This window comes from Streptomyces sp. NPDC091289 (assembly GCF_044757365.1).
Taxonomy (GTDB): domain Bacteria; phylum Actinomycetota; class Actinomycetes; order Streptomycetales; family Streptomycetaceae; genus Streptomyces.
Map to the genome: position 1 here is coordinate 157,815 of NZ_JBIVUT010000021.1, position 19,233 is coordinate 177,047.

Annotated in this window: 17 protein-coding genes and 1 riboswitch; of the genes, 9 read left to right on the forward strand and 8 right to left on the reverse strand. The window is 73.8% G+C overall.

Translation table 11 applies throughout. From position 1 onward, the window contains the following. The first annotated feature begins 33 nt into the window (after positions 1–33). The 8 genes from ACIQPT_RS27165 (at position 34) to ACIQPT_RS27200 (ending at position 9,337) form a co-directional block, all read left to right on the forward strand. The gene (locus ACIQPT_RS27165) at positions 34–1,149 is read left to right on the forward strand and encodes a beta-ketoacyl-ACP synthase 3 (protein ID WP_401159390.1); all 1,116 of its coding nucleotides are present in this window, start codon (positions 34–36) and stop codon (positions 1,147–1,149) included. Next, positions 1,133–2,389 carry a beta-ketoacyl-[acyl-carrier-protein] synthase family protein gene (locus ACIQPT_RS27170; protein WP_401159393.1) on the forward strand — a complete coding sequence of 419 codons (1,257 nt, stop codon included), beginning with the start codon at positions 1,133–1,135 and terminating at the stop codon, positions 2,387–2,389. The genes ACIQPT_RS27165 and ACIQPT_RS27170 overlap by 17 nt, the downstream gene beginning before the upstream one ends. Positions 2,390–2,462: 73 nt before the next feature. Further along, positions 2,463–4,475, forward strand: coding sequence for an acyl-CoA dehydrogenase (locus tag ACIQPT_RS27175; protein WP_401159394.1), 2,013 nt, complete (start codon positions 2,463–2,465; stop codon positions 4,473–4,475). A gap of 114 nt (positions 4,476–4,589) precedes the next feature. Beyond that, positions 4,590–4,865 (forward strand): acyl carrier protein, encoded by a 276-nt coding sequence (locus ACIQPT_RS27180; protein WP_164619385.1) that lies wholly within the window; start codon positions 4,590–4,592, stop codon positions 4,863–4,865. Further along, positions 4,862–6,085: a beta-ketoacyl-[acyl-carrier-protein] synthase family protein gene (locus ACIQPT_RS27185; protein ID WP_401159397.1), complete on the forward strand. Its 1,224-nt coding sequence runs from the start codon at positions 4,862–4,864 to the stop codon at positions 6,083–6,085. Before ACIQPT_RS27180 ends, ACIQPT_RS27185 begins: the two co-directional genes overlap by 4 nt. Positions 6,086–6,189: 104 nt before the next feature. Continuing rightward, a riboswitch (cobalamin riboswitch) is annotated at positions 6,190–6,377 on the forward strand. Positions 6,378–6,438: 61 nt separating this feature from the next. Then, the gene (locus tag ACIQPT_RS27190) at positions 6,439–7,485 is read left to right on the forward strand and encodes an ABC transporter substrate-binding protein (protein ID WP_401159398.1); all 1,047 of its coding nucleotides are present in this window, start codon (positions 6,439–6,441) and stop codon (positions 7,483–7,485) included. 17 nt (positions 7,486–7,502) lie between these two features. Continuing rightward, positions 7,503–8,546, forward strand: coding sequence for a FecCD family ABC transporter permease (locus ACIQPT_RS27195; protein ID WP_401159400.1), 1,044 nt, complete (start codon positions 7,503–7,505; stop codon positions 8,544–8,546). Continuing rightward, positions 8,543–9,337: an ABC transporter ATP-binding protein gene (locus ACIQPT_RS27200; RefSeq protein WP_401159402.1), complete on the forward strand. Its 795-nt coding sequence runs from the start codon at positions 8,543–8,545 to the stop codon at positions 9,335–9,337. The genes ACIQPT_RS27195 and ACIQPT_RS27200 overlap by 4 nt, the downstream gene beginning before the upstream one ends. A 133-nt stretch (positions 9,338–9,470) precedes the next feature. Here the strand turns inward: ACIQPT_RS27200 and ACIQPT_RS27205 are convergent, their stop codons facing one another. Next, a complete protein-coding gene (locus ACIQPT_RS27205) occupies positions 9,471–10,526 on the reverse strand; it encodes a PRC and DUF2382 domain-containing protein (RefSeq protein WP_401159404.1) in 1,056 nt (351 codons plus the stop codon). A 293-nt stretch (positions 10,527–10,819) separates the two neighbouring features. Between ACIQPT_RS27205 and ACIQPT_RS27210 the strand changes: the two genes are divergently transcribed. Next, complete coding sequence (locus ACIQPT_RS27210; RefSeq protein WP_401159425.1) at positions 10,820–11,497, forward strand: adenosylcobinamide amidohydrolase; 678 nt, start codon at positions 10,820–10,822, stop codon at positions 11,495–11,497. Here ACIQPT_RS27210 and ACIQPT_RS27215 read toward each other — a convergent pair. The 7 genes from ACIQPT_RS27215 to ACIQPT_RS27245 all read right to left on the reverse strand — a co-directional run bounded on the left by ACIQPT_RS27215 (position 11,490) and on the right by ACIQPT_RS27245 (position 19,049). Further along, a complete protein-coding gene (locus ACIQPT_RS27215; protein WP_401159406.1) occupies positions 11,490–12,764 on the reverse strand; it encodes a sulfite oxidase in 1,275 nt (424 codons plus the stop codon). The genes ACIQPT_RS27210 and ACIQPT_RS27215 overlap by 8 nt on opposite strands. A 16-nt stretch (positions 12,765–12,780) precedes the next feature. Beyond that, complete coding sequence (locus tag ACIQPT_RS27220; RefSeq protein ID WP_401159427.1) at positions 12,781–13,986, reverse strand: homoserine O-acetyltransferase; 1,206 nt, start codon at positions 13,984–13,986, stop codon at positions 12,781–12,783. Next, positions 13,983–15,344, reverse strand: a complete 1,362-nt coding sequence (locus tag ACIQPT_RS27225; RefSeq protein WP_401159407.1) for a bifunctional o-acetylhomoserine/o-acetylserine sulfhydrylase — start codon at positions 15,342–15,344, stop codon at positions 13,983–13,985. Before ACIQPT_RS27225 ends, ACIQPT_RS27220 begins: the two co-directional genes overlap by 4 nt. 219 nt (positions 15,345–15,563) lie before the next feature. Next, positions 15,564–16,100, reverse strand: coding sequence for a thioesterase family protein (locus tag ACIQPT_RS27230; protein ID WP_401159408.1), 537 nt, complete (start codon positions 16,098–16,100; stop codon positions 15,564–15,566). Beyond that, positions 16,097–17,104: a 3-hydroxyacyl-CoA dehydrogenase NAD-binding domain-containing protein gene (locus ACIQPT_RS27235; RefSeq protein ID WP_401159410.1), complete on the reverse strand. Its 1,008-nt coding sequence runs from the start codon at positions 17,102–17,104 to the stop codon at positions 16,097–16,099. The genes ACIQPT_RS27230 and ACIQPT_RS27235 overlap by 4 nt, the downstream gene beginning before the upstream one ends. Before the next feature lie 67 nt (positions 17,105–17,171). After that, positions 17,172–18,065, reverse strand: coding sequence for a 3-keto-5-aminohexanoate cleavage protein (locus tag ACIQPT_RS27240; protein WP_401159411.1), 894 nt, complete (start codon positions 18,063–18,065; stop codon positions 17,172–17,174). A 111-nt stretch (positions 18,066–18,176) separates the two neighbouring features. Then, positions 18,177–19,049 (reverse strand): TetR family transcriptional regulator C-terminal domain-containing protein, encoded by an 873-nt coding sequence (locus ACIQPT_RS27245; RefSeq protein WP_401159413.1) that lies wholly within the window; start codon positions 19,047–19,049, stop codon positions 18,177–18,179. Positions 19,050–19,233: the final 184 nt, after the last annotated feature.

Below are 19,233 nucleotides of genomic sequence, written 5' to 3' on the forward strand. Positions count from 1 at the left end.
GGATGCAGTACGACAACGGGATCGGGGCAACGGGTGGCGAGGAGACGGACGGCCGACAGCGGTACGGAGCCGGGGACGCGGGCGGGAGTCTTAGCGGCCGGGACGCGCACGGCGGTGCTGGAGGGCGTGGCGGGCTGGGTGCCGGGGGAACCGGTCGGCAACGAACGGCTCCCCGCGGACTGGGGCATCGACGACGCCTGGGTCCGCCGTCGCACCGGCATCGGCAGCCGGCACCGTGCCGGACCGGGCGTCGCCACCGGGGACCTCGCCTACGAGGCTGCCTCCCGGCTGCTGGCCCGCGCCCCGGCGGCGGGCGAGGTGGACGCGGTCGTCCTCGCCACGGCCACCCCCGACCACCTCTGTCCGGGCACCGCCCCCGCGCTCGCGGCCCGGCTCGGGCTCGGCACCGTACCGGCCCTGGACATCGCCGCCGTGTGCAGCGGCTTCGTCTACGGACTCGCCGTCTGTCACGGACTGGTCGCATCGGGTCTCTACGGGCGGGTCCTGCTGGTCGGCGCCGATGTCTACTCGACCTGGCTCGACCCGGACGACCGCTCGGCGGGCGTCGTCTTCGGCGACGGGGCGGGCGCCGCCCTGGTGGCGGCCGGGCGCTCCGGCGACCCCGGGGAACTGCTCGCGTTCGACCTGGGCAGCGACGGTACGGGCTACGAGCTGATCACCGTCCCGGGCGGCGGGGCCCGCGCGCGGGCGAGCGGGAAACCGCCGGGCCCGGGCGACGGGTTCTTCCGCATGCAGGGCGGCACGGTCTACCAGCACGCCGTCGAGCGGATGACCGGCTCATGCCGGACGCTCCTGGACCGGGTCGGCTGGGACCCGGCCGAGGTCGACCGCTTCGTACCGCACCAGGCCAACGCCCGGATCCTGCGCGCCGTCGCGGAGCGGGTCGGCATCGCGCCGCAGCGCTGCGTCACCCATCTGGAGCGGGTCGGCAACACCGGCGCCGCCTCCATCCCGCTGGCCCTGGCCGACGCGGCGGACGGGGGCCGCCTCCGGGCCGGCGACCGGGTGCTGCTCACCGCCTTCGGGGGCGGACTGACCTGGGGTTCGGCGGCACTTCGCTGGCCGGGGCCCCCGGGGACCATTTCGACGGATTCTACGGAAGGAACACAGCATGTCGCTCCCCGCTGATCAGGGCACCGAGGCCGGAGCCGGCACCGCCATCGCGGTGACGGGGGTCGGCCTGGTGACACCCGCAGGGGCGGACGAGCACAGCTTCTGGGAGGGGCTGTGCTCCGGGCGCTCCACCGCCCGGCGGTGCGAGGAACTCGCCGGTCTGCCGGTCGACTTCGCCTGTCCGGTGGACGGCATCGACCTGGACGCGGCGGTGGGCGGCCGGTCGGTGTGGCGGATGGCCCGGTTCGTGAAGTTGGCCCTGGTGGCCGCCCGGCAGGCCGTCGCCGACGCCGGACTCGACCCCGCACGGTGGGACGGCAGCCGGGTCGGGGTGGTCCTCGGCGTCGGCGTCGGCGGCGTCTCCGTCCTCGTCGACAACGCCGCCAAGCTGGCGGCCTCGGGGCCCGACGCGGTCTCCCCGCTGCTCGTCCCGATGATGATCCCCAACGCGGCGGCGGGCGAGGTCGCCATCGCGCTGAAGGCGGGCGGCCCGAGCCTCGCCCCCGCCACCGCCTGCGCCTCCGGGGCCACCGCGATCGCCGTCGCCCGCGACCTGTTGCTCGGCGGCAGCTGCGACGTGGTGGTGGCGGGCGGCGCGGAGTCGGTGCTGACCCCGCTGGTGGTCACCGCCTTCGCCCGGATGGGCGCGCTGTCCACCCGCACCGGCGACCCGGCGGCCGCGTCCCGCCCGTTCGCCGCCGACCGGGACGGCTTCGTCATCGGCGAGGGCGCCGCCATGCTCGTCCTGGAGCGCGAGGCCGGGGCCCGCGCCCGGGGCCGGCGTCCCCGCGCCCTGCTCACCGGGGCCGGGTCCAGCACGGACGCCCACCACCCCACCGCCCCGGCCCCCGACGGGCACGGCGCCCAGCGGGCGGTCCAGGCGGCGCTCGACCAGGCGGGCTGGACACCGGGCGACGTCGACCACATCAACGCCCACGGCACCTCCACGCCCCTCAACGACGCCATGGAGACCACCCTCATCTCCCGGCTCTTCCCGCACCGGCCGCCGGTGACCGCGCCCAAGGGCGTCGTCGGGCACACCCTGGCGGCGGCGGGCGCGATCGAGGCGGTGGCGACCGTCCTGACGCTGGAACGTTCCGCCATTCCGCCGATCGCCAACCTGGACGCGCTCCCCGACGCCTTCCCGCTCGACTGCGTGACGAAGGAACCCCGGCACCAGCGCGTCGGGACGGCGCTGAGCCACTCCTTCGGCTTCGGCGGCCACAACGTCGCCCTCGCCTTCCAACGCGCCTGAAAAGCGGGGCATTTCGGGACGGCGAGGGGTGTCCTCGCCGTTCCTTGATCGTTACTGTGTTGTGACCGTAACCATGAATGACGCGGCTCCGCCGTCCACGAACGACTTGCTCACCACGGTGCTCTTCGGGCCGAACTTCCGCCAGGAACACGGATTCTGGCGACGACTGCTCACAACAGAACCGTTTCGCCGCCCCGGCGGCGGCACACCCGACGAACGGCTCGCCCTCTCCTACCACCGGCTGCGCATCCTCAACAACGCGCTCGACAGCGGCGCGAGACTGGCCGCCGACCCCCGGGCGCTGGCCGCCCTGCACGAGTGGCTCGGCCCCGTCGACCCGGCGCTGACCACCGTGGCGGGCATCCACTACAACCTCTTCCTCGGCAGCCTCCTCGACCACGACGCGGACACGCTGCGCGACTTGTCGGACTTCCTCGCCCTGCGGCGCGTGGGCACCTTCCTCTGTACGGAGGTGGCGCACGGCAACGACGCGGCGGCCGTCGAGACGACCGCGACGTACGACCGCGAACGCGACGGCTTCGTTCTGCACACCCCGCACGCCGGGGCGCAGAAGTTCATGCCCAACACCAGCCCCGCCGGAGGCCCCAAGTCCGGTGTGGTGGCGGCCCGGCTCCTCGCCGACGGCGCCGACCACGGCGTGTTCCTCTTCCTCGCCCCGCTCACCGACGCCCACCGCTCCCTGCCCGGCGTACGGGTGCGGCGGCTGCCCGCCCGGATGGGTTCCCCGGTCGACCACTGCCTGACCTCCTTCGACCGCTGCTTCGTCCCGCGCGACGCGCTGCTCGCCGGACAACAGGGACGGATCGGCGACGACGGCCGTTTCCGCAGTGAAATCCCCAACCGCAGACGGCGGTTCCTCACCTCCATCGGCCGGGTCACCCCCGGCAAGCTCTCCATGAGCGCCTGCGCGGTCGGCTCCGCCCGGGTCACCCTGGCCATCGCCGTCCGCTACGCCGGTCACCGGATGATCTCCGGATCGCGCGCCGCCCAACGGGTCCCGGTGTACGCGCACCGCACCCACCACGGGCCGCTCGCGGGGGCGATGGCCACCGTCTACGCGATGAGCCTGCTGCACCGCAGGGCCCTGGACCGCTGGGAGTCGGCCCCGGAGGCCGACCGGGAGGAGGCGGAGCGCCTGGTGGCCGTCGCCAAGGGGTGGATCACCTGGCAGGCGCGCGGCGTCATCGTCGAGTGCCGCGAACGGTGCGGCGCCCAGGGGCTCCTGGAGAACAACGGCATGACCGAGCTGTTCACCGGCATCGAGGGCGCGATCACCGCCGAGGGCGACAACCTCGCCGTGCACGCCAAGGCCGCCGCCGAGATGCTGTTCAGCGCCACCGTCCGGGAAGCGGCCGAGGACGACGGCCCCGGCGAGCTGGACGACCCCGCCTTCCTCGGCCGGCTGTTCGCGGCCGTGGAGGACCTCTGGTTCGCCCGCGCCCGCGAGCGGATGAGCGCCGCCCCGCCCGGCGACCCGCTCGGCCGCTGGAACGCCGCCTCCTCGGCCGCGCTGCGCGGCGTCGAGGCGTACGCCTACCGGCAGGCCGACGAGGCGTACGCCGAGGCCGGTGCCTCCCTCCCCGAGGGCGAGGCCCGTGCCCGGCTCACCGAGCTGCGCAGGCTCTTCGCGCTCCGGTGGATCGCCCGCAACAGCGGCGACCTGCTCGCCTCCGGACGGCTGACCGCCGATCAGGTCACCTTTCTGCCCGAGGCGGTGGAGGAGGCGGTCGCCGTCGTGGCCGCCCACACCCCCGCCCTGGTCGGGTCCTTCGCGCTCCCCGAGCGCCTGATGTCGGACTGGCCGATCGCCGGACCCGGTTACGCGGAGGTCTACGACGACCCCGAGGGGCCCTGGCACCGGGGCCGCAGGGCGGGAATCCGGGGCCGCGCGGCGGAGTTCCGGCAGCCCGTCTGCGGCAGCAGGAGGCGTCCGCTGCGCGAGAAGGTGGCCGCGCTCGGCACCCGCGGGGTCCTGCTGGCGTACTGGGGAACCACCTCGATCCTCTCCCGATGGTTCGAGAAGCCGCAGGTGAGCGCAGACGAATCGGTTCGCCCCAGGGCGTAACCGGAAGATCGTCATCCAGTTACTTCGGGCGGTGGGTTGCTGCGTTCACCTACCCGCCGTCGGGAAAACCCGAGCCGGCCACCTGCCGGTGAAACGCCGATGAGAGGAATCGCCATGAAGACCATCCACCCCAAGATCACCGAGGTGCTGACCGGAACGTTCAAGGTGCCCGCCGCCGAGATCCTGCCGGAGTCCACGATGGACAGCCTGGAGATGGACTCCCTCGCGGTCGCCGAGTTCGCCGTCATCATCAAGGAGACCCTGGGCGTCGACGCCGACTCGGAGAAGCTGTACAAGGACGCCACGCTGGCCGACATCTCCGCGTACATCGACGCGGCCGTCGGCAGCGCGGCGGCCGAGGCCACGGTGCCGGTGAGCAACACCCGATGAAGCGACCCGCCATCGCCGTCACCGGCCTGGGGATGATCACCCCGGTCGGCCACACCACCGACACCACCTGGGACGGAGTCCGCGCCGGGGAGTCGCCCGCCCGCACCGTCCCCGAACTGCGGGGCTGCGCCGTCGACTTCGCCTGCACGGTCGCCGGCATCGACCTCGACGACGCCGTCGGCGGCCGGACCGCGTTCCGGATGGGCCGGTACGTCAAGTTCGCCGTCCTGGCAGCCCGGGAGGCGGTCGCCGACGCCGGGCTCGACCCCGCGCACTGGGACAGCCCCCGGGTCGCCGTCGTGGTCGGCACCAGCAGCGGAGGATCCGCCGGACTCACCGAACAGGCCGTCGCCCTGGAGCGGCGCGGCCCCGAGGCCACCTCGCCCTCGGGCATCCTGCTGACCATCCCGAACATGCCCGCGGCCGAGATCGCCATCCGGATGAAGGCCACCGGACCCAGCCTCGCCCCGTGCACGGCCTGTTCGTCCGGGGTGACCGCGCTGTCGGTGGCCCGGGACATGCTGACGCTGGGCCACTGCGACATCGCCATCGCCGGGGCCACCGAGTCGATCGTGTTCCCGGTCGCCATGACCGGCTTCGCCCGCTCCGGCGCGGCAGCGCTGCGGGACGGCGACCCCGCCCGCCTCTGCCGGCCCTTCGCCGCCGACCGGGCCGGGATCGTCATGGGCGAGGGCGCGGCCATCATGGTCCTGGAGCGGGCCGAGGACGCCCGTGCCCGAGGAGCCTCGCCCCGGGCGCTGATCGCGGGCACCGGCGCCACCACCGACGCCCACCACCCCACCAGCCCCCACCCCTCCGGGGACATCGCACGGGCGGCCGTCGACGGCGCGCTGCGCGACGCGGGCTGGCACGCCGAGGACGTCGACCACGTCAACGCGCACGGGACGTCGACCCCCCTCAACGACGCCACCGAGGCAGCCCTCATCGCCCGGGCCTACCCGCACCGGCCGCCCGTCACCGCCCCCAAGGGCGTACTGGGCCACTGCATGGGGGCGGCCGGCGCCATCGAGGCGGGCCTGACGATCCTCACGCTCCAGCACGGGCTGGTCCCGCCGATCGCGAACCTGGACGCCCCCGAGCCCGGGTTCGACATCGACTGCGTCACCAAGGTCCCGCGCGAGGTGCCCGTACGGCGGGCCGTCAGCCACTCCTTCGGCTTCGGCGGCCACAACGCGGTGATCGCCCTCCAGGCTCCGTAGCCCGGGCGGAATCCGCCGGGCCGGTGCGGCCGGGACGATCCCGCGCCGCACCGGCCCCGCGCACAGTGACCCGCCGCACCGCGTCTGATCTGCGGGAAGGCGCGTGATAGCTTGCCGGGGCCAGTCGAACCCCAGCGACGGGGTCAGGGAATCCGGTGCGAATCCGGAACTGACGCGCAGCGGTGAGGGGGACGGGCGGGGCCACGGCCACTGGAGCACCCAGGTGCTCCGGGAAGGCGTCCCGCCCGGACGAACCCGAGTCCGAAGACCTGCTGGCATCCGCGCCCCGAACCGGGGCACGGGAACCGTACGACGGGCTCCGCGGCTGGGCCCAGAGACAACAGAGGTCCTTCGTGCTGTCCACGGCCACCCCCGCCCCGATACGTACCGCCGCCCTGCTCGCGGCGGGACTCCTCCTGCTGACCGCCTGCGGCGGCGACGGGAGCACCACGGCCGCCGAGGGCGGCAAGGCCGACGGGTTTCCGCTCACCCTCGAGAACTGCGGACGCACCGTCACGGTGAAGACCCCGCCCCAGCGGGCCGTCTCCGTCGACCAGGGCTCGACCGAGATCCTCCTCTCGCTCGGCCTCGCCGACCGGCTCGCGGGCACCGCCACCTGGAGCGACCCGGTGATGAAGGGCCTGGAGAAGGCCAACAAGGGCGTGGAGCGCATATCGGAGAACCGGCCCTCCTCGGAGAAGGTCCTCGACAAGGAGCCCGACTTCGTCTCCGCCTCCTTCGCCTCCACCCTCGCCAAGGGCGGCGTCGCCCCCCGCGAACAGTTCGAGAAGCTCGGCGTCCCCACGTACATCTCGCCCGCCGACTGCACCGGCAAGGACAACAGCGGCGGCGGCGACGGAGCCCGTACCGCGCCCCTCACGATGGACAGCGTCTACACCGAAGTCCGTGAGCTCTCCCAGGTGTTCGGCGTCCCCGAGCGCGGTGAGAAGCTGGTGAAGAAGCTCCGGGCACGGGTGGACAGGGCCACCGACGGCATCGACGCCTCGGACGCCTCCCTCCTCTACTGGTTCTCCGACTCCAAGGCCCCCTACCTCGCGGGCTGCTGCGGTGCCCCCGGCGTCATCACCAAGGAACTCGGCGCGAAGAACGTCTTCGACGACACCCACGACGAATGGCCCCAGATCAGCTGGGAGACCGTCGCCGACCGCAACCCCGACGTCCTGGTCATCGGCGACCTGAGCCGCACCATGCAGAGCGCCGAGAGCGCCGAGAAGAAGATCGAGTTCCTGGAGTCCAACCCGGTCACCAAGACCATGGACGCGGTCAGGAACCGCCGCTACGTGCTGCTCAGCGGCCAGGCCATGAACCCCACCATCCGGACCGTCGAGGGCCTGGAGCGCGTCGCGGCCGGACTGCGCGACTTCGGGCTCGCGGGGTGAGCGGAGGGAACCCGACGGTGCAGCGGTCCGCCGGTGAACGGCGGGTCGGCGGGCCGGTCCAGGCACTGCTCTGGGCCGGCGGCGTCCTGCTCCTGCTGCTCTCCGTCGCGGTCGCCGTGACCATCGGGCCCGCCCGGATCTCCGTGCCCGACGTCTGGTCCGCCGTCGCCGCGCACCTCGGGTTCGGCGCCAGTGACCTCAGCCCGATCCGCGACGGCATCATCTGGAACCTCCGCATGCCCCGCACCCTTCTCGCCGCCGTGTGCGGCGCGGGGCTCGCGGTGTGCGGCACGGTGATGCAGTCCCTGCTGCGCAACCCGCTCGCCGACCCCTTCGTCCTCGGCGTCTCCTCCGGAGCCTCGACCGGGGCGGTCGTGGTGGTCGTCCTCGGGGTCGGCGGGGGAGCGGTGTCGCTGTCGGCCGGGGCGTTCGTCGGGGCGCTGTGCTCGTTCGCCCTGGTGCTGCTGCTCAGCCACACCCTCGGCGGCTCCACCGACCGGGTCGTCCTCTCCGGCGTCGCCGCGATGCAGCTCTTCTCCGCCCTGACCTCCTTCGTCGTGATGACCTCCGCCGACGCCGAGCAGACCCGCGGGGTGCTGTTCTGGCTCCTCGGCTCGCTCAGCGGCGTCGGCTGGACCGAGGTCGCCCTCTGCTCCGCCGTCCTCGCCGGCTGCCTGGTGGTCTGCCTGGCCCACGCCCGTACGCTCGACGCCTTCGCCTTCGGGCAGGACGCCGCCGCCGCGCTCGGCGTGAACGTCGCCCGCACCCGGATCGTGCTGCTCTGCACCACCGCCCTGCTGACCGCAGCCCTGGTCAGCGCGGCCGGGGCGATCGGCTTCGTCGGCCTGGTCCTGCCGCACGCGGCCCGCGCCCTCACCGGCTCCGGACACCGCCGGCTCCTCCCGGTCACCGCGCTCGCCGGGGCGATCTTCCTGGTCTGGGTCGACACCCTCGCCCGGACCGCCCTCGACCCGCAGGAGGTGCCGGTCGGCGTCGTCACCGCGCTGATCGGCGTCCCCGCCTTCGTCCTCGTCCTGTACCGCACCCGGAGCACGTCATGACGCGCCACACCGTGAACGGTTCCGAGGGGCTGCGCGCCGACCGCGTCGGCCGGGAGGCGGGCGGGCGGCTCATCCTCGACGGTGTGGCCATCGCCCCGCCGCCCGGCTCCACCGTCGGACTCCTCGGCCCCAACGGCTCCGGCAAGTCCACCCTGCTGCGGATCCTCGCGGGCCTCCTCGCCCCGGACACCGGCGTCGTCACCCTGGACGGAGACCCCCTCGCCGGTCTCGGCCGCCGTACCGTCGCCCGCCGCATCGCCGTCGTCGACCAGCACGCGGTTACCCAGGTCGACCTCAGCGTCCTGGACGTCGTACGCCTCGGCCGCATCCCGCACCGGCGCGCCTGGTCCGCCCCGGACCGCACCGACGAGGACGCCGTCACCGAGGCGCTGCGGCGCACCGGGCTCACGGACCGCGCCGGGCAGTCCTGGCACACCCTGTCCGGCGGCGAACGCCAACGCGTCCAGATCGCCCGGGCCCTGGCCCAGCGGCCCCGCGAACTCCTCCTGGACGAACCGACGAACCACCTCGACATCCAGCACCAGCTGGACCTGCTCGCCCTGGTCGCCGAACTCCCCGTCACCAGCGTCGTCGCGCTGCACGACCTCAACCTCGCCGCGATGTTCTGCGACCGGATCACCGTGATGAAGGCCGGCCGGGTCGTCGCCGGAGGCACCCCGGCCGAGGTCATCACCGCGGACCTCATCGAGGACGTCTACGGGGTCCGGGCGGTCGTCACCCCGGACGGTCCCGACGGACGCCCCTCGGTACGGTTCCTGCCGCGCCGCTGAGCGCGCCCCCCCTCGGCACGCAGCTGAGAGGGGGCGAACCGCGCCGGACAGTCCGCCGGGCGGACTCCGTGTGCGAGCCCGCCCGGCGGCCGAGGACGTGGGAGCGGCCTGTCGGCCACCTGCGAGGTTCAGGTCAGCGGCGTCGCCCCTGGCCGAACTCGCCACCGGCGTCCTTGCCGGTGCCCATGTCCTTGCCGTCCGCGTAGTCGATCTTCTCCTTGCGGACCTCGGCGGAGACTTCCTTCTGCTCGGTGACCCGGTTGGTCTCCAGCCGGACCCGCTCCACCGGCACGGCCTCCTTGCGTACGGTGGCGCGCTCCGCGTGCAGCGTGACCTCGACGTCCTGCTCGCCGAAGTCCGTCGTCCCGGTGGTCTTCTCACCGGGCTGGAGCGGTTCGCGGACCACCCGTACCTCTTCGTGGGACACGGGCACGGTCCGGGTGACCTCCTCGGTCACCACGTACTTGTGCAGCCGCGCCGTGCCGCTCTCGTACTCCTCCTTGCCGACGTGCAGCTGCTCCTCGGAGCGGATCATCTCCTCCTTGCCGCTCATGTCGGCCGCCCGGGACGTGCCCGCTCCGGCGCCCGCCAGCGGGCGTGCCGTGGTGGAGGCGTCCGTGTCGCGGTGCCTGCCCGTACCGCTGCCTGCTCCTGCCATGCCCGCAGCTCCTGTCGTTCCCGCGCCGGCCATCCCGGCGCTCGTCCCGGCCGTGGTCGCCTTCCCGGTCGCCTTGGCCCCGGGGGCCGTTCCGGTCCCACCGGCCGCGCCCGCGGCGCCCGCGGCACCGGCCGCGCCCATCGCCCCGGTCCCGGCGGTGGTCGGCGCGTCCATGCCGGCCGACCGGTTGTCACCGAGGTTGCCGGACTTCTTGGTCAGGCCGTAGTGCCGGTACAGCTCCTCCTCCTCGGCCACGGAGAGGTGCGCGTCCGCGTCCACCCGGGGGGCGTCCTTGACGCTGTCCTTCGGATGGGCGACGTGCAGGTCGGAGCCCACTCGACGGGCTCCGGCGAGCGGGACGAAGCTCTCCTTCATGCCGAACAGGCCGGTCTTGACCGTGACCCAGTCGGGCTTGCCGGTGTCGTCGTCGACGTACACCCGGCCCACACTGCCGACCTTCTCGCCGTCGTTGTCGTACACGGTCAGACCGTCGAGTTCTCCGGAATCCGTGAAACCGTCAGCGGCTCCCATAACCGATTCCTCCTCTCGGGCACGCCCTGTGGTTGGCTCCACCGGAGGTGGCGCGTCCGGATTCCATCGCGCCTCACCCCCATGGCCGCTGCAACCGCCCGCCCGCCCCGATCGCGGCCCCCGGGGGCCCGGTGCGGGGCCCCGGCCCCGTGCGGCGGTGCCGGGCCGTCCTGGCAGGCGTTAGGCCAATCGGGTGAGGGTGCGGCTCCCGCGCCGGGCCCGCATATGATCGGCGGACCGTGGCGGCCGCACGACGGACCACCGCCGATCCGCCGAGCCACCAGGGGTGCGCCATCTCTTCCGTACGCCTCCGGCTGCCCGCGCAACGCGGCGAACTGCGCGACCGGCACGAGGACGGGCACCACCTCCACCACCTCGTCTGGCGGCTGGGGCCCGGCGTCCGGGTCTGCAGCAGCGCCGTTCTCGGCGGCGGCATCGGCCCCCGGGCCTGGATCCTCAACGCCCAGGTCCCCGGTGGTTACCCGCGCCTCGACCCGGACCGCCACCTCGCCGAGATCGCCGTCGCGGAGGGGCTCACCGGCCCGGGCGCCGGGCTGCTGACCGCGGCCGACGTCGCCGCGTACACGACCGGCCACGACGGCGGTGTCACGGCGACCGTCACGGCGGGCCTCGGGGTACGGGGCTGGGCGGCGGCCCCCGAGGACGCCGAGGCGTCCCCGTTCCGGCCGGGCACGGTCAACATCGTCGTCACGCTGCCCGTGGCGCTCTCCGACGCCGCCCTCGTCAACGCCGTCGCCACCGCCACCGAGGCCAAGGTCCAGGCCCTCCTGGACGCCGGCCTCGACTGCTCGGGCACCCCCACGGACGCCGTGTGCGTCGCCGCCCCCGAACCGGGGCCCGACGGCGGCGAACCCTTCGCCGGACCCCGCTCCCCCTGGGGCGCGCGGATCGCCCGCGCCGTCCACACCGCCGTACTGGCCGGGGCCCGCCCGGCACGGGACCTCAGCTGACCGTCACCGGATGCCGCACCACCGCGTCGAACAGATAGCCCTGGGTGTTGTGCGCCGTCGCCTTCGGCTGCCTGCGCCCCGACCGGTCCGTGGCCCGCGCCAGCAGCTCCGTCGCGCCCTTCCGTGCCGGCACCCAGTCCGCCGACCAGCGCACCCAGCTCCCGGCCCGTGGCGCGTCGTGCAGCCGGGCCGCCCGCCAGTGCCGACCGCCGTCGGTGCTGACCTCCACGGCCCGCACGGGCGCCCCGCCCGACCAGGAACGCCCGGTCAGCAGCGCGCGCCGATGCGAGCGGAACGAGGCTCCCGGCGCCAGCTCGAAGGCGCTCTTCAGCGTCTGCCGGGTCAGCGGCGCGCTCCCCTCGGGCGGATGTCCGGGACCGAACAGCCGGTAGAGGCCCGTGTTCCACGGGGTGAGCAGCGGCTCGGCGCTCACCTCGATGTCGCCGACCCACTTGATGTTGGCGATGCCCACCCACGACGGCACGATCAGCCGGACCGGGTAGCCGTGGTCGGGCGGCAGCGGCCCGCCGTTCATCCCGTACGCGAGCAGCACGTCGTCCAGCGCCTTCGCCACCGGCAGCGGCCGGCGCACCCGCCCCAGCTCGACCCCGTCGGTGACGACCTCGTCGTCCAGGCCGCGCGGCAGGACGTCCACCGCGTGCCGCCCGATCCCCGCCCGGCGCAACACGTCCGACAGCCGCACCCCGTGCCAGCGCGCCGTCCCGATCGCCCCGAGCGTCCACGCGGTGCCGCTGACCTCCTGGCCCTGCTGCGAGGCGAAGAAGCTGCGCCCGTTGCCCGCGCACTCCACGAACGCGGTCCGGGTCACCGAGGGCAGGGCCAGCAGATCCGCGAAGGTGAAGTCCACCGGGCCGCCCCGCAGCCCGTCGCCCCACACCGTCAGTTTCCAGTCGGCCCGGTCGATGCGCGGGGTGGCGGTGTGGTTGCGTACGAAGAACCGGTCGGCGGGGGTGAGCAGACCGGTGTCCCGCAGAGCCTCGAACTTCGTCTCCGCGTTGGTGCCGCGCAGCGTGAACAGCTCCGGTGGCAGCGGCTTGACCACTCCCGGCAGCCCGTCGGCCGCCCGTGCCGGTGCGTCGGCCGCCTGTGCCGGTGCGGCGGTCGAGGCCAGCGGTACGGCCACGGAGGCGGCCGCTACCAGCTTCAGCAGATCGCGGCGCTCGATCCCGGCGGAGCGTGCCCGGCCGTCGGCCCACTGCCGCATCCGTATCCGGTCGTAGGCGTCCTCGGTCGGAACCGGACTCATGGAAGCTCCTCGCAGGTCAGGTGAAGGGGAAGGCCGGAGGTGGGACGGGGGTGGGACGAGGGTACGGAAGCGGCGCGAGCAACTCCCGTACCAGTATGCCGACTTGCTCCGTCTCGACGAGGAACCCGTCGTGCCCGCAGGGTGAGGCGATGGTGCGCGGCGCGTCCGCACCCGGCAGCAGCGCGGCCAGCCGCTCCTGCTGCGCCAGGGGGTACAGCCGGTCCGAGTCCACCCCCGCGACCAGGGCGGGCATGTCCGCCCGGCGCAGCGCACGGGCGGTCCCGCCCCGGCCCCGGCCGACGTCGTGCCCGTTCATCGCCTCGGTGAGCGTCACATAGCTCCCCGCGTCGAACCGGCGCACCAGCTTGTCCGCGTGGTGGTCGAGGTAGGACTCCACCTGGTAACGGCCGCCGTGCCCTGGCTCCTCCCCGGGCTCCGCCCGGCCGCCGAACCGGGAGCCGAGTTCCGCCTCGCTGCGGTACGTGATGTGGGCGATGCGGCGCGCCTGCCCGAGGCCCCGGTGCGGGCCGCCGCCCGGGGGCGCGTGGTGGTAGTCCCCGCCGTGCCAGCCCGGGTCCGAGCGGATCGCGGCGACCTGTACCGAGCCCCAGGCGATCTGCTCGGCGGACGCGGCCGCCGGAGCGGCGAGCACGAGCAGCGAACCGGTCCGCTCGGGCCTGCTCACCGCCCACTCCAGGGCCCGCATGCCGCCCATCGAGCCGCCGATCACGGCCGCCCACCGGTCGATGCCCAGCACATCGGCGAGCGCTGCCTCCGCCGTCACCTGGTCCCGCACACTCAGATACGGGAAGAGGGACCCCCACGGTGTGCCGTCGGGGCCGAGCGAGGAAGGGCCGGTGCTGCCCTGGCAGCCGCCCAGGACGTTGGGCGCGACGACGAACCAGCGGTCGGTGTCGACCGCCCGGCCCGGACCGACCAGCGCGTCCCACCAGCCGGGCGTCGGATGCCCCGGACCGGCGGCTCCGGCCACATGGCTGTCGCCCGTCAGCGCGTGCAGCACCAGCACGGCGTTGGACCCGTCCGCCGCCCGCTGCCCCCAGGTCTCGTACGCCAGGCGCACCCCCGGCAGCCGGAGCCCGGACTCCAGGGGCAGCGGGTCCTCGATCGCCGCCCAGCGGCGACGACCGGGCGGATCCCCCTCGTGCCGGCCGCCGGAGGCCGGCACGAGGGGGAGCGCGCGGTGTGCGGCCGTCCGGTTCAGGACGCCGCCTTCGCCGCCCGGAAACCCGCCTCCAGATCGGCCTTGAGGTCGTCCACGTTCTCCAGCCCCACCGACAGCCGCACCAGACCGGGCGTGGCGCCGGTGGCGATGAGCTGCTCCTCGGTGAGCTGACTGTGCGTGGTGGAGGCCGGGTGGATGATCAGGCTCCGTACGTCACCGATGTTGGCGAGGTGGCTGAACAGCTCGACCGCGTCCACGAACCGCCGGCCCGCCTCGGCCCCGCCCTTCAGCTCGAAGGCCAGCACGGCCCCGGCCCCGCGCGGCAGATAGCGCTGCCCGGCCTCGTACCAGCGGTTCGACTCCAGACCCGCGTAGTGCACGGTCTCCACCTCGTCGCGCCGCTCCAGCCAGCGGGCGAGCTCCAGCGCGTTGGAGGTGTGCCGCTCCAGCCGCAGGCTGAGCGTCTCGACGCCCTGGAGCAGCAGGAACGCCGAGTGCGGCGAGAGGGCGGGACCCAGGTCGCGCAGCAGCTGTACCCGGAGCTTCACCGCGAACGCGCTCGGGCCCAGGTCGGGCCAGTAGCGCAGCCCGTGGTAGCTCGGGTCGGGCTCGTGGAAGTCGGGGAAGCGTTCGGCGTGCGCCCCGAAGTCGAACGTGCCGGCGTCCACGACCACGCCGCCGATCGTCGTGCCGTGCCCGCCGAGGAACTTGGTCGCCGAGTGGACCACGATGTCCGCGCCGTGCTCGATCGGCCGCAGCAGGAAGGGCGTCGGCACGGTGTTGTCGACGATCAGCGGCACCCCGGCCCCGTGCGCGGTGTTCGCGACGGCCCGCACGTCGAGCACGTCGCCACGCGGGTTGCCGAGCGTCTCGGCGAAGAACGCCTTCGTGTTGGGCCGGACCGCCGCCCGCCAGGCCTCCTGGTCCTCGGGGTCCTCGACGAACGTCACCTCGATGCCGAAGCGGGGAAGCGTGTGGCGGAAGAGGTTGTAGGTGCCGCCGTACAGCGACGGGGAGGAGACGATGTGGTCCCCGGCCCCGGCCAGCGTCAGGATCGCCAGCGTCTCGGCGGCCTGCCCCGAGGCCAGCGCGACGGCGGCGACCCCGCCCTCCAGAGCGGCGATGCGCTGCTCCAGGACGTCCTGGGTGGGGTTGTGGATGCGGGTGTAGATGTTGCCCGGCTCGGCCAGCGAGAACAGGTCGGCCGCGTGCTTCGTGTCGCGGAAGACGAAGGACGTCGACTGGTAGATCGGCACCGCGCGGGCACCGGTCGTCGGGTCCGGGGCGGCGCCGGAGTGGATCTGCTTGGTCTCGAACGACCAGGCGGCGCCGGGGTCCTGCCGGTTCTGGTCCTCGGGGGTGTGGCCTGCGGTGACGGAGTCGAGGGGCTGGCTCATGTGGTTCCTCGCACGGGGCGGTGACGGGCTGAATACGGACCGTAGGCCGCGTTCCGCACGCTCGGAAGCGTGTCGCCCGCTTGGCCACGAATCCGCAACGGCCCGCAACGGCCCGTCATGCTCCGCAACACGGAGGCAACGCGGACGCCATACCCGGCTTCGCCCGTGGTCGAGGGCGAAGCCGGGGGGAGAGGGCAGAGGCCCGGGGTCCGGGCCGGCTCAGCGGACCGCCGGGACCTCGGCGATCGAGCGGCCCGCCCACTCCGGCGCCGGCTCGACGAGCGCGGTCAGCCGTTCCCGTACGGAATCCGGGAACGGGACGGTGCGGCCCGCCCGTTGGTCCACATGGAGCGCCAGCAGCTCGCTCGTCGCCACCGGGGCGGCCTCCGGCTCCGGTACGCCGTCCGGCGCGTCGACCACGTACAGCTCGTGGCAGAAGCGCGCCTTCTTCGCGTCGGCGCCCAACAGACTGGTGCGGACGGCGAGATGGGAGCCCTCGGCCACGTCGCGGAGATAGCGCAGATGCGACTCGACGGTGTAGAGCGAGCAGCCGGTGCTCTCCCGGTACCCGGCGTGCAGACCGGTCTCGATCATCATCGCGTCGGTGGCGTACCCGAAGACCAGGACGTAGAACGCCTCGCTCATATGGCCGTTGTAGTCGATCCACTCGGGCCGCACGGTCCGGTGGACCAGGGGGAGTTCCGTGGCGTCGTCGTCGGGCACGGTCGTCTCCTCGGGGGTCGTGTGCTCGCTCATCGGGTCGCCTCCTCGGCGGGACGGGGCAGGCGGCCCGTGGCCCGCAGGACGTCGATGACACCCCGGTCGCGCTCGGCGACCAGGTCGGCGATGCTCCGGCCGTCCGCGGCCTCCTCGCAGCCGGCCACCACCGCCTCGTACAGTGCCCGGTCCAGTTCGGGTGCTTCGAGCCGGGTCCAGGGCGACTTCAGCGACGGGCCGAAGTGGTCGAGCATATGGGCCATCCCGCCCTCCCCGCCCGCGAGCGCGAACGTGAGCATCGGACCCATCACGGCCCAGCGGAGCCCGGGCCCCTCGGTGATCGACGCGTCGATCTCCGCCACCGTCGCCTCGCCGTTGGCGACCATGTGGAGGGCTTCGCGCCACAGGGCCTCCTGGAGCCGGTTGGCTATGAAGCCGGGGACCTCGCGGTCCATGGTGATCACGGACTTGCCCGCGACGGCGTAGAAGCGCGAGGCCCAGTCGACCGCGGCGGGCGCGGTCAGTTCACCGCCGACGACCTCGACCAGCGGAATGAGGTAGGGCGGGTTGAAGGGGTGCCCGACGACGAGCCGCCCGGGGTCGGCGGCCTCCGTCTGCATGTCCGTCATCGGATAGCCGGAGGTCGACGAGGCGATCACCGTACCGGCGGGCGCGGCGGCGTCCAGCCGGGCCAGCAGATCGCGCTTCAGGTCCAGCTTCTCCGGGGCGCTCTCCTGGACGAACTGGGCGTCGGCCACGGCCTCTTCGAGGGTCGCGGTGACGGTCAGCCGGTCCTGCGAGGCTCCGTCGGCCAGGCCGAGCTGTTCCAGCGCGGGCCAGGCGGCGGAGACGAGCCGGCGCAGCCGGACGGCGGCGTCGGGGGCCGGGTCCCAGGCGGTGACGTCGTATCCGCGGGCGAGGAAATGGGCCGCCCAGCCGCCGCCGATCACTCCGGCACCGACGCACGCGACACGGCGTACGTCCTCCGGGGCACAGGGGGCGGCGGGGCCGTCGGTCGCGGCGGCAGAGGGGGTGACAGTCACGGGCGGCACTCCAGAAGGACGGTGGGGGGAGGGAAGGGAAGGGAAGGCAGGAGAAGGGGGAGTCCGGTCAGGCACGCGGGCGCAGGCCGAGCTTCTCGCGCGCCTCGTCGGGCGTGGCGACCCGGGAACCCAGGGACTCGGTGATCCGCACGGCGCGCTCCACCAACTGGCCGTTGGTGGCCTTGACGCCCTTGCCCAGATAGAGGTTGTCCTCCAGCCCGACCCGGACGTGTCCGCCGAGCAGGATCGACTGGGCGGCCCAGGGCATCTGCATCCGGCCGAGCGCGAAGCTCGCCCACTGGGATCCCTGCGGAAGCATGTTGACCATCGCCTGGAGGACGCCCGGGTCGGCGGGCGCGCCCCACGGAATGCCCATGCAGAGCTGGAAGACCGTGGGATCGTCGAGCAGCCCCTCGGCGAGGAGCTGCTTGGCGAACCACAGCTGCCCGGTGTCGAAGATCTCCAGTTCGGGCCGGACCCCGAGTTCCTGGATGCGCTTCGCGCCGGTGCGCAGCATGTCGGGGGTGGAGACGTAGAGGTTGCTGCCGTCGCCGAAGTTGAGCGAACCGCAGTCCAGGGTGCAGATGTCCGGCAGCAGGTCCTCCACGTGCGGCAGCCGGTCGAGCCCGCTGACCAGGTCGGTGCCCGGCAGCTGTCGGAGCGGGGCCTCCGGGTCGATGACGAGGTCCCCGCCCATCCCGGCGGTCAGGTTGATGATCACGTCGGTGCCGGTCTCCCGGATCCGCTCGACGACCTCGCGGTAGAGGCGGGGATCGCGGGAGGGGGCGCCGGTCTCCGGCTCGCGGACATGGATGTGGACCACGGCCGCCCCGGCGCCGGCGGCCTCGACGGCGGAGGCGGCGATCTGCTCGGGCGTCACGGGGACATGGGGGCTGCGGCCGACGGTGTCGCCGGCTCCGGTGAGGGCGCAGGTGATGATGACGTCCTGGTTCACGGGCATACGAAAACGTCTCCTCTCGGGGAGTTCGGGAGTTCAGGGGGTGCGGGGGTGCGGGGCTTCTTCGGGTGTGCGGGTGCGGGTGCGGGTGCGAGTACGGGGCGGGCGCGGGTGTCAGCCGGGCGTGGGTGCCGTCAGGCAGGCGTCCACGTGAGCGATCAGCGCGTCGTGCATGGCCTGCGCGTCGGTGCCCGGGAGGCCGGGCTCGGTGGCCAGCACCTGGGAGGCCAGTCCGTCGATCAGCGCGGTGAGGGCGAGGGCCGTGCCGTCCACGTCGACCGGGCGGAACACGCCCTGCCCGACGCCGCGACGGATCACATCGGCGACCGTCCCGCGCCACTGGCGGTAGTACTCCACATGGAGCCGTCCGACCGTGGTGGACCGGGCGGCCTCGGCCCACAGGTCGAGCCAGACGCACCACTGCCGCCGTTGCTGTTCGGTGCGGGGCGTCTGGAGTTCGATCAGGAGGCGCAGCTCGTCCCCGGCATGACGGGTACCGGCCGTGGCGTCGGCACGGCGACGGGTGTCCTCGTCCATGCACCAGCGGACCGCCGCTTCGAGCAACTCGTCGCGGCCGGGGAAGTGGTAGTGGATCGCCGCCGTGCTGGTGTGGCAGGCCGCGGCGATGTCCGCGACCCGGACGGCATGGAATCCACGCTCGGCGATGAGCCGGACGGTCTCGCGCACGATCTGCAGGGGTCTGCCGCCCTCGGGTGAGGGCGAAGGCGGGCGAGGGGACGACGGGGCGCGCACGGCCGTCGCGGTGTCGCCCGCCGCGTCGGCCGGCGTACCGATCAGCCGGCCGACGTCCACGCCGCCGATGTCCGCGATCCGGGCCAGTTCGGCGGCGGTGAAGCGGCGTGTGCCGTTCAGGGAACGGGACAGCTTCGACGGATCGATGACGATCCGCCGCGCGAACTCACGCGCGCTCACACCCGCCGCGTCGATCACCTGTCGGACCCGTGCGGCCACCTCGTCCTGCTGCATGGTCAACCACCGTAGCCATGTGTTGAGAAAACCTCAACATCGGCATACGTAATCCCTGAACAGAGAAGGGGGGGGGGGGGGGGGGGGGGGGTGGGTGGAGGACCGCCAACCCCCCCCCCCCCCCCCCCCCCCCCCCCCCCCCCCCCCCCCCCCCCCCCCCCCGCGGGGGGGGGGCGCCGCCCCC

Excerpts from the sequence above, each read along its gene's own strand:
- ACIQPT_RS27225 (WP_401159407.1), bottom strand. The coding sequence starts at position 15,344 with ATGAGCCAGCCCCTCGACTCCGTCACCGCAGGCCACACCCCCGAGGAC.
- ACIQPT_RS27240 (WP_401159411.1), bottom strand. The coding sequence starts at position 18,065 with ATGCCCGTGAACCAGGACGTCATCATCACCTGCGCCCTCACCGGAGCC.
- ACIQPT_RS27175 (WP_401159394.1), top strand. The coding sequence starts at position 2,463 with ATGAATGACGCGGCTCCGCCGTCCACGAACGACTTGCTCACCACGGTG.
- ACIQPT_RS27215 (WP_401159406.1), bottom strand. The coding sequence starts at position 12,764 with ATGAGTCCGGTTCCGACCGAGGACGCCTACGACCGGATACGGATGCGG.
- ACIQPT_RS27180 (WP_164619385.1), top strand. The coding sequence starts at position 4,590 with ATGAAGACCATCCACCCCAAGATCACCGAGGTGCTGACCGGAACGTTC.
- ACIQPT_RS27185 (WP_401159397.1), top strand. The coding sequence starts at position 4,862 with ATGAAGCGACCCGCCATCGCCGTCACCGGCCTGGGGATGATCACCCCG.
- ACIQPT_RS27205 (WP_401159404.1), bottom strand. The coding sequence starts at position 10,526 with ATGGGAGCCGCTGACGGTTTCACGGATTCCGGAGAACTCGACGGTCTG.
- ACIQPT_RS27200 (WP_401159402.1), top strand. The coding sequence starts at position 8,543 with ATGACGCGCCACACCGTGAACGGTTCCGAGGGGCTGCGCGCCGACCGC.
- ACIQPT_RS27230 (WP_401159408.1), bottom strand. The coding sequence starts at position 16,100 with ATGAGCGAGCACACGACCCCCGAGGAGACGACCGTGCCCGACGACGAC.
- ACIQPT_RS27170 (WP_401159393.1), top strand. The coding sequence starts at position 1,133 with ATGTCGCTCCCCGCTGATCAGGGCACCGAGGCCGGAGCCGGCACCGCC.
- ACIQPT_RS27245 (WP_401159413.1), bottom strand. The coding sequence starts at position 19,049 with ATGCAGCAGGACGAGGTGGCCGCACGGGTCCGACAGGTGATCGACGCG.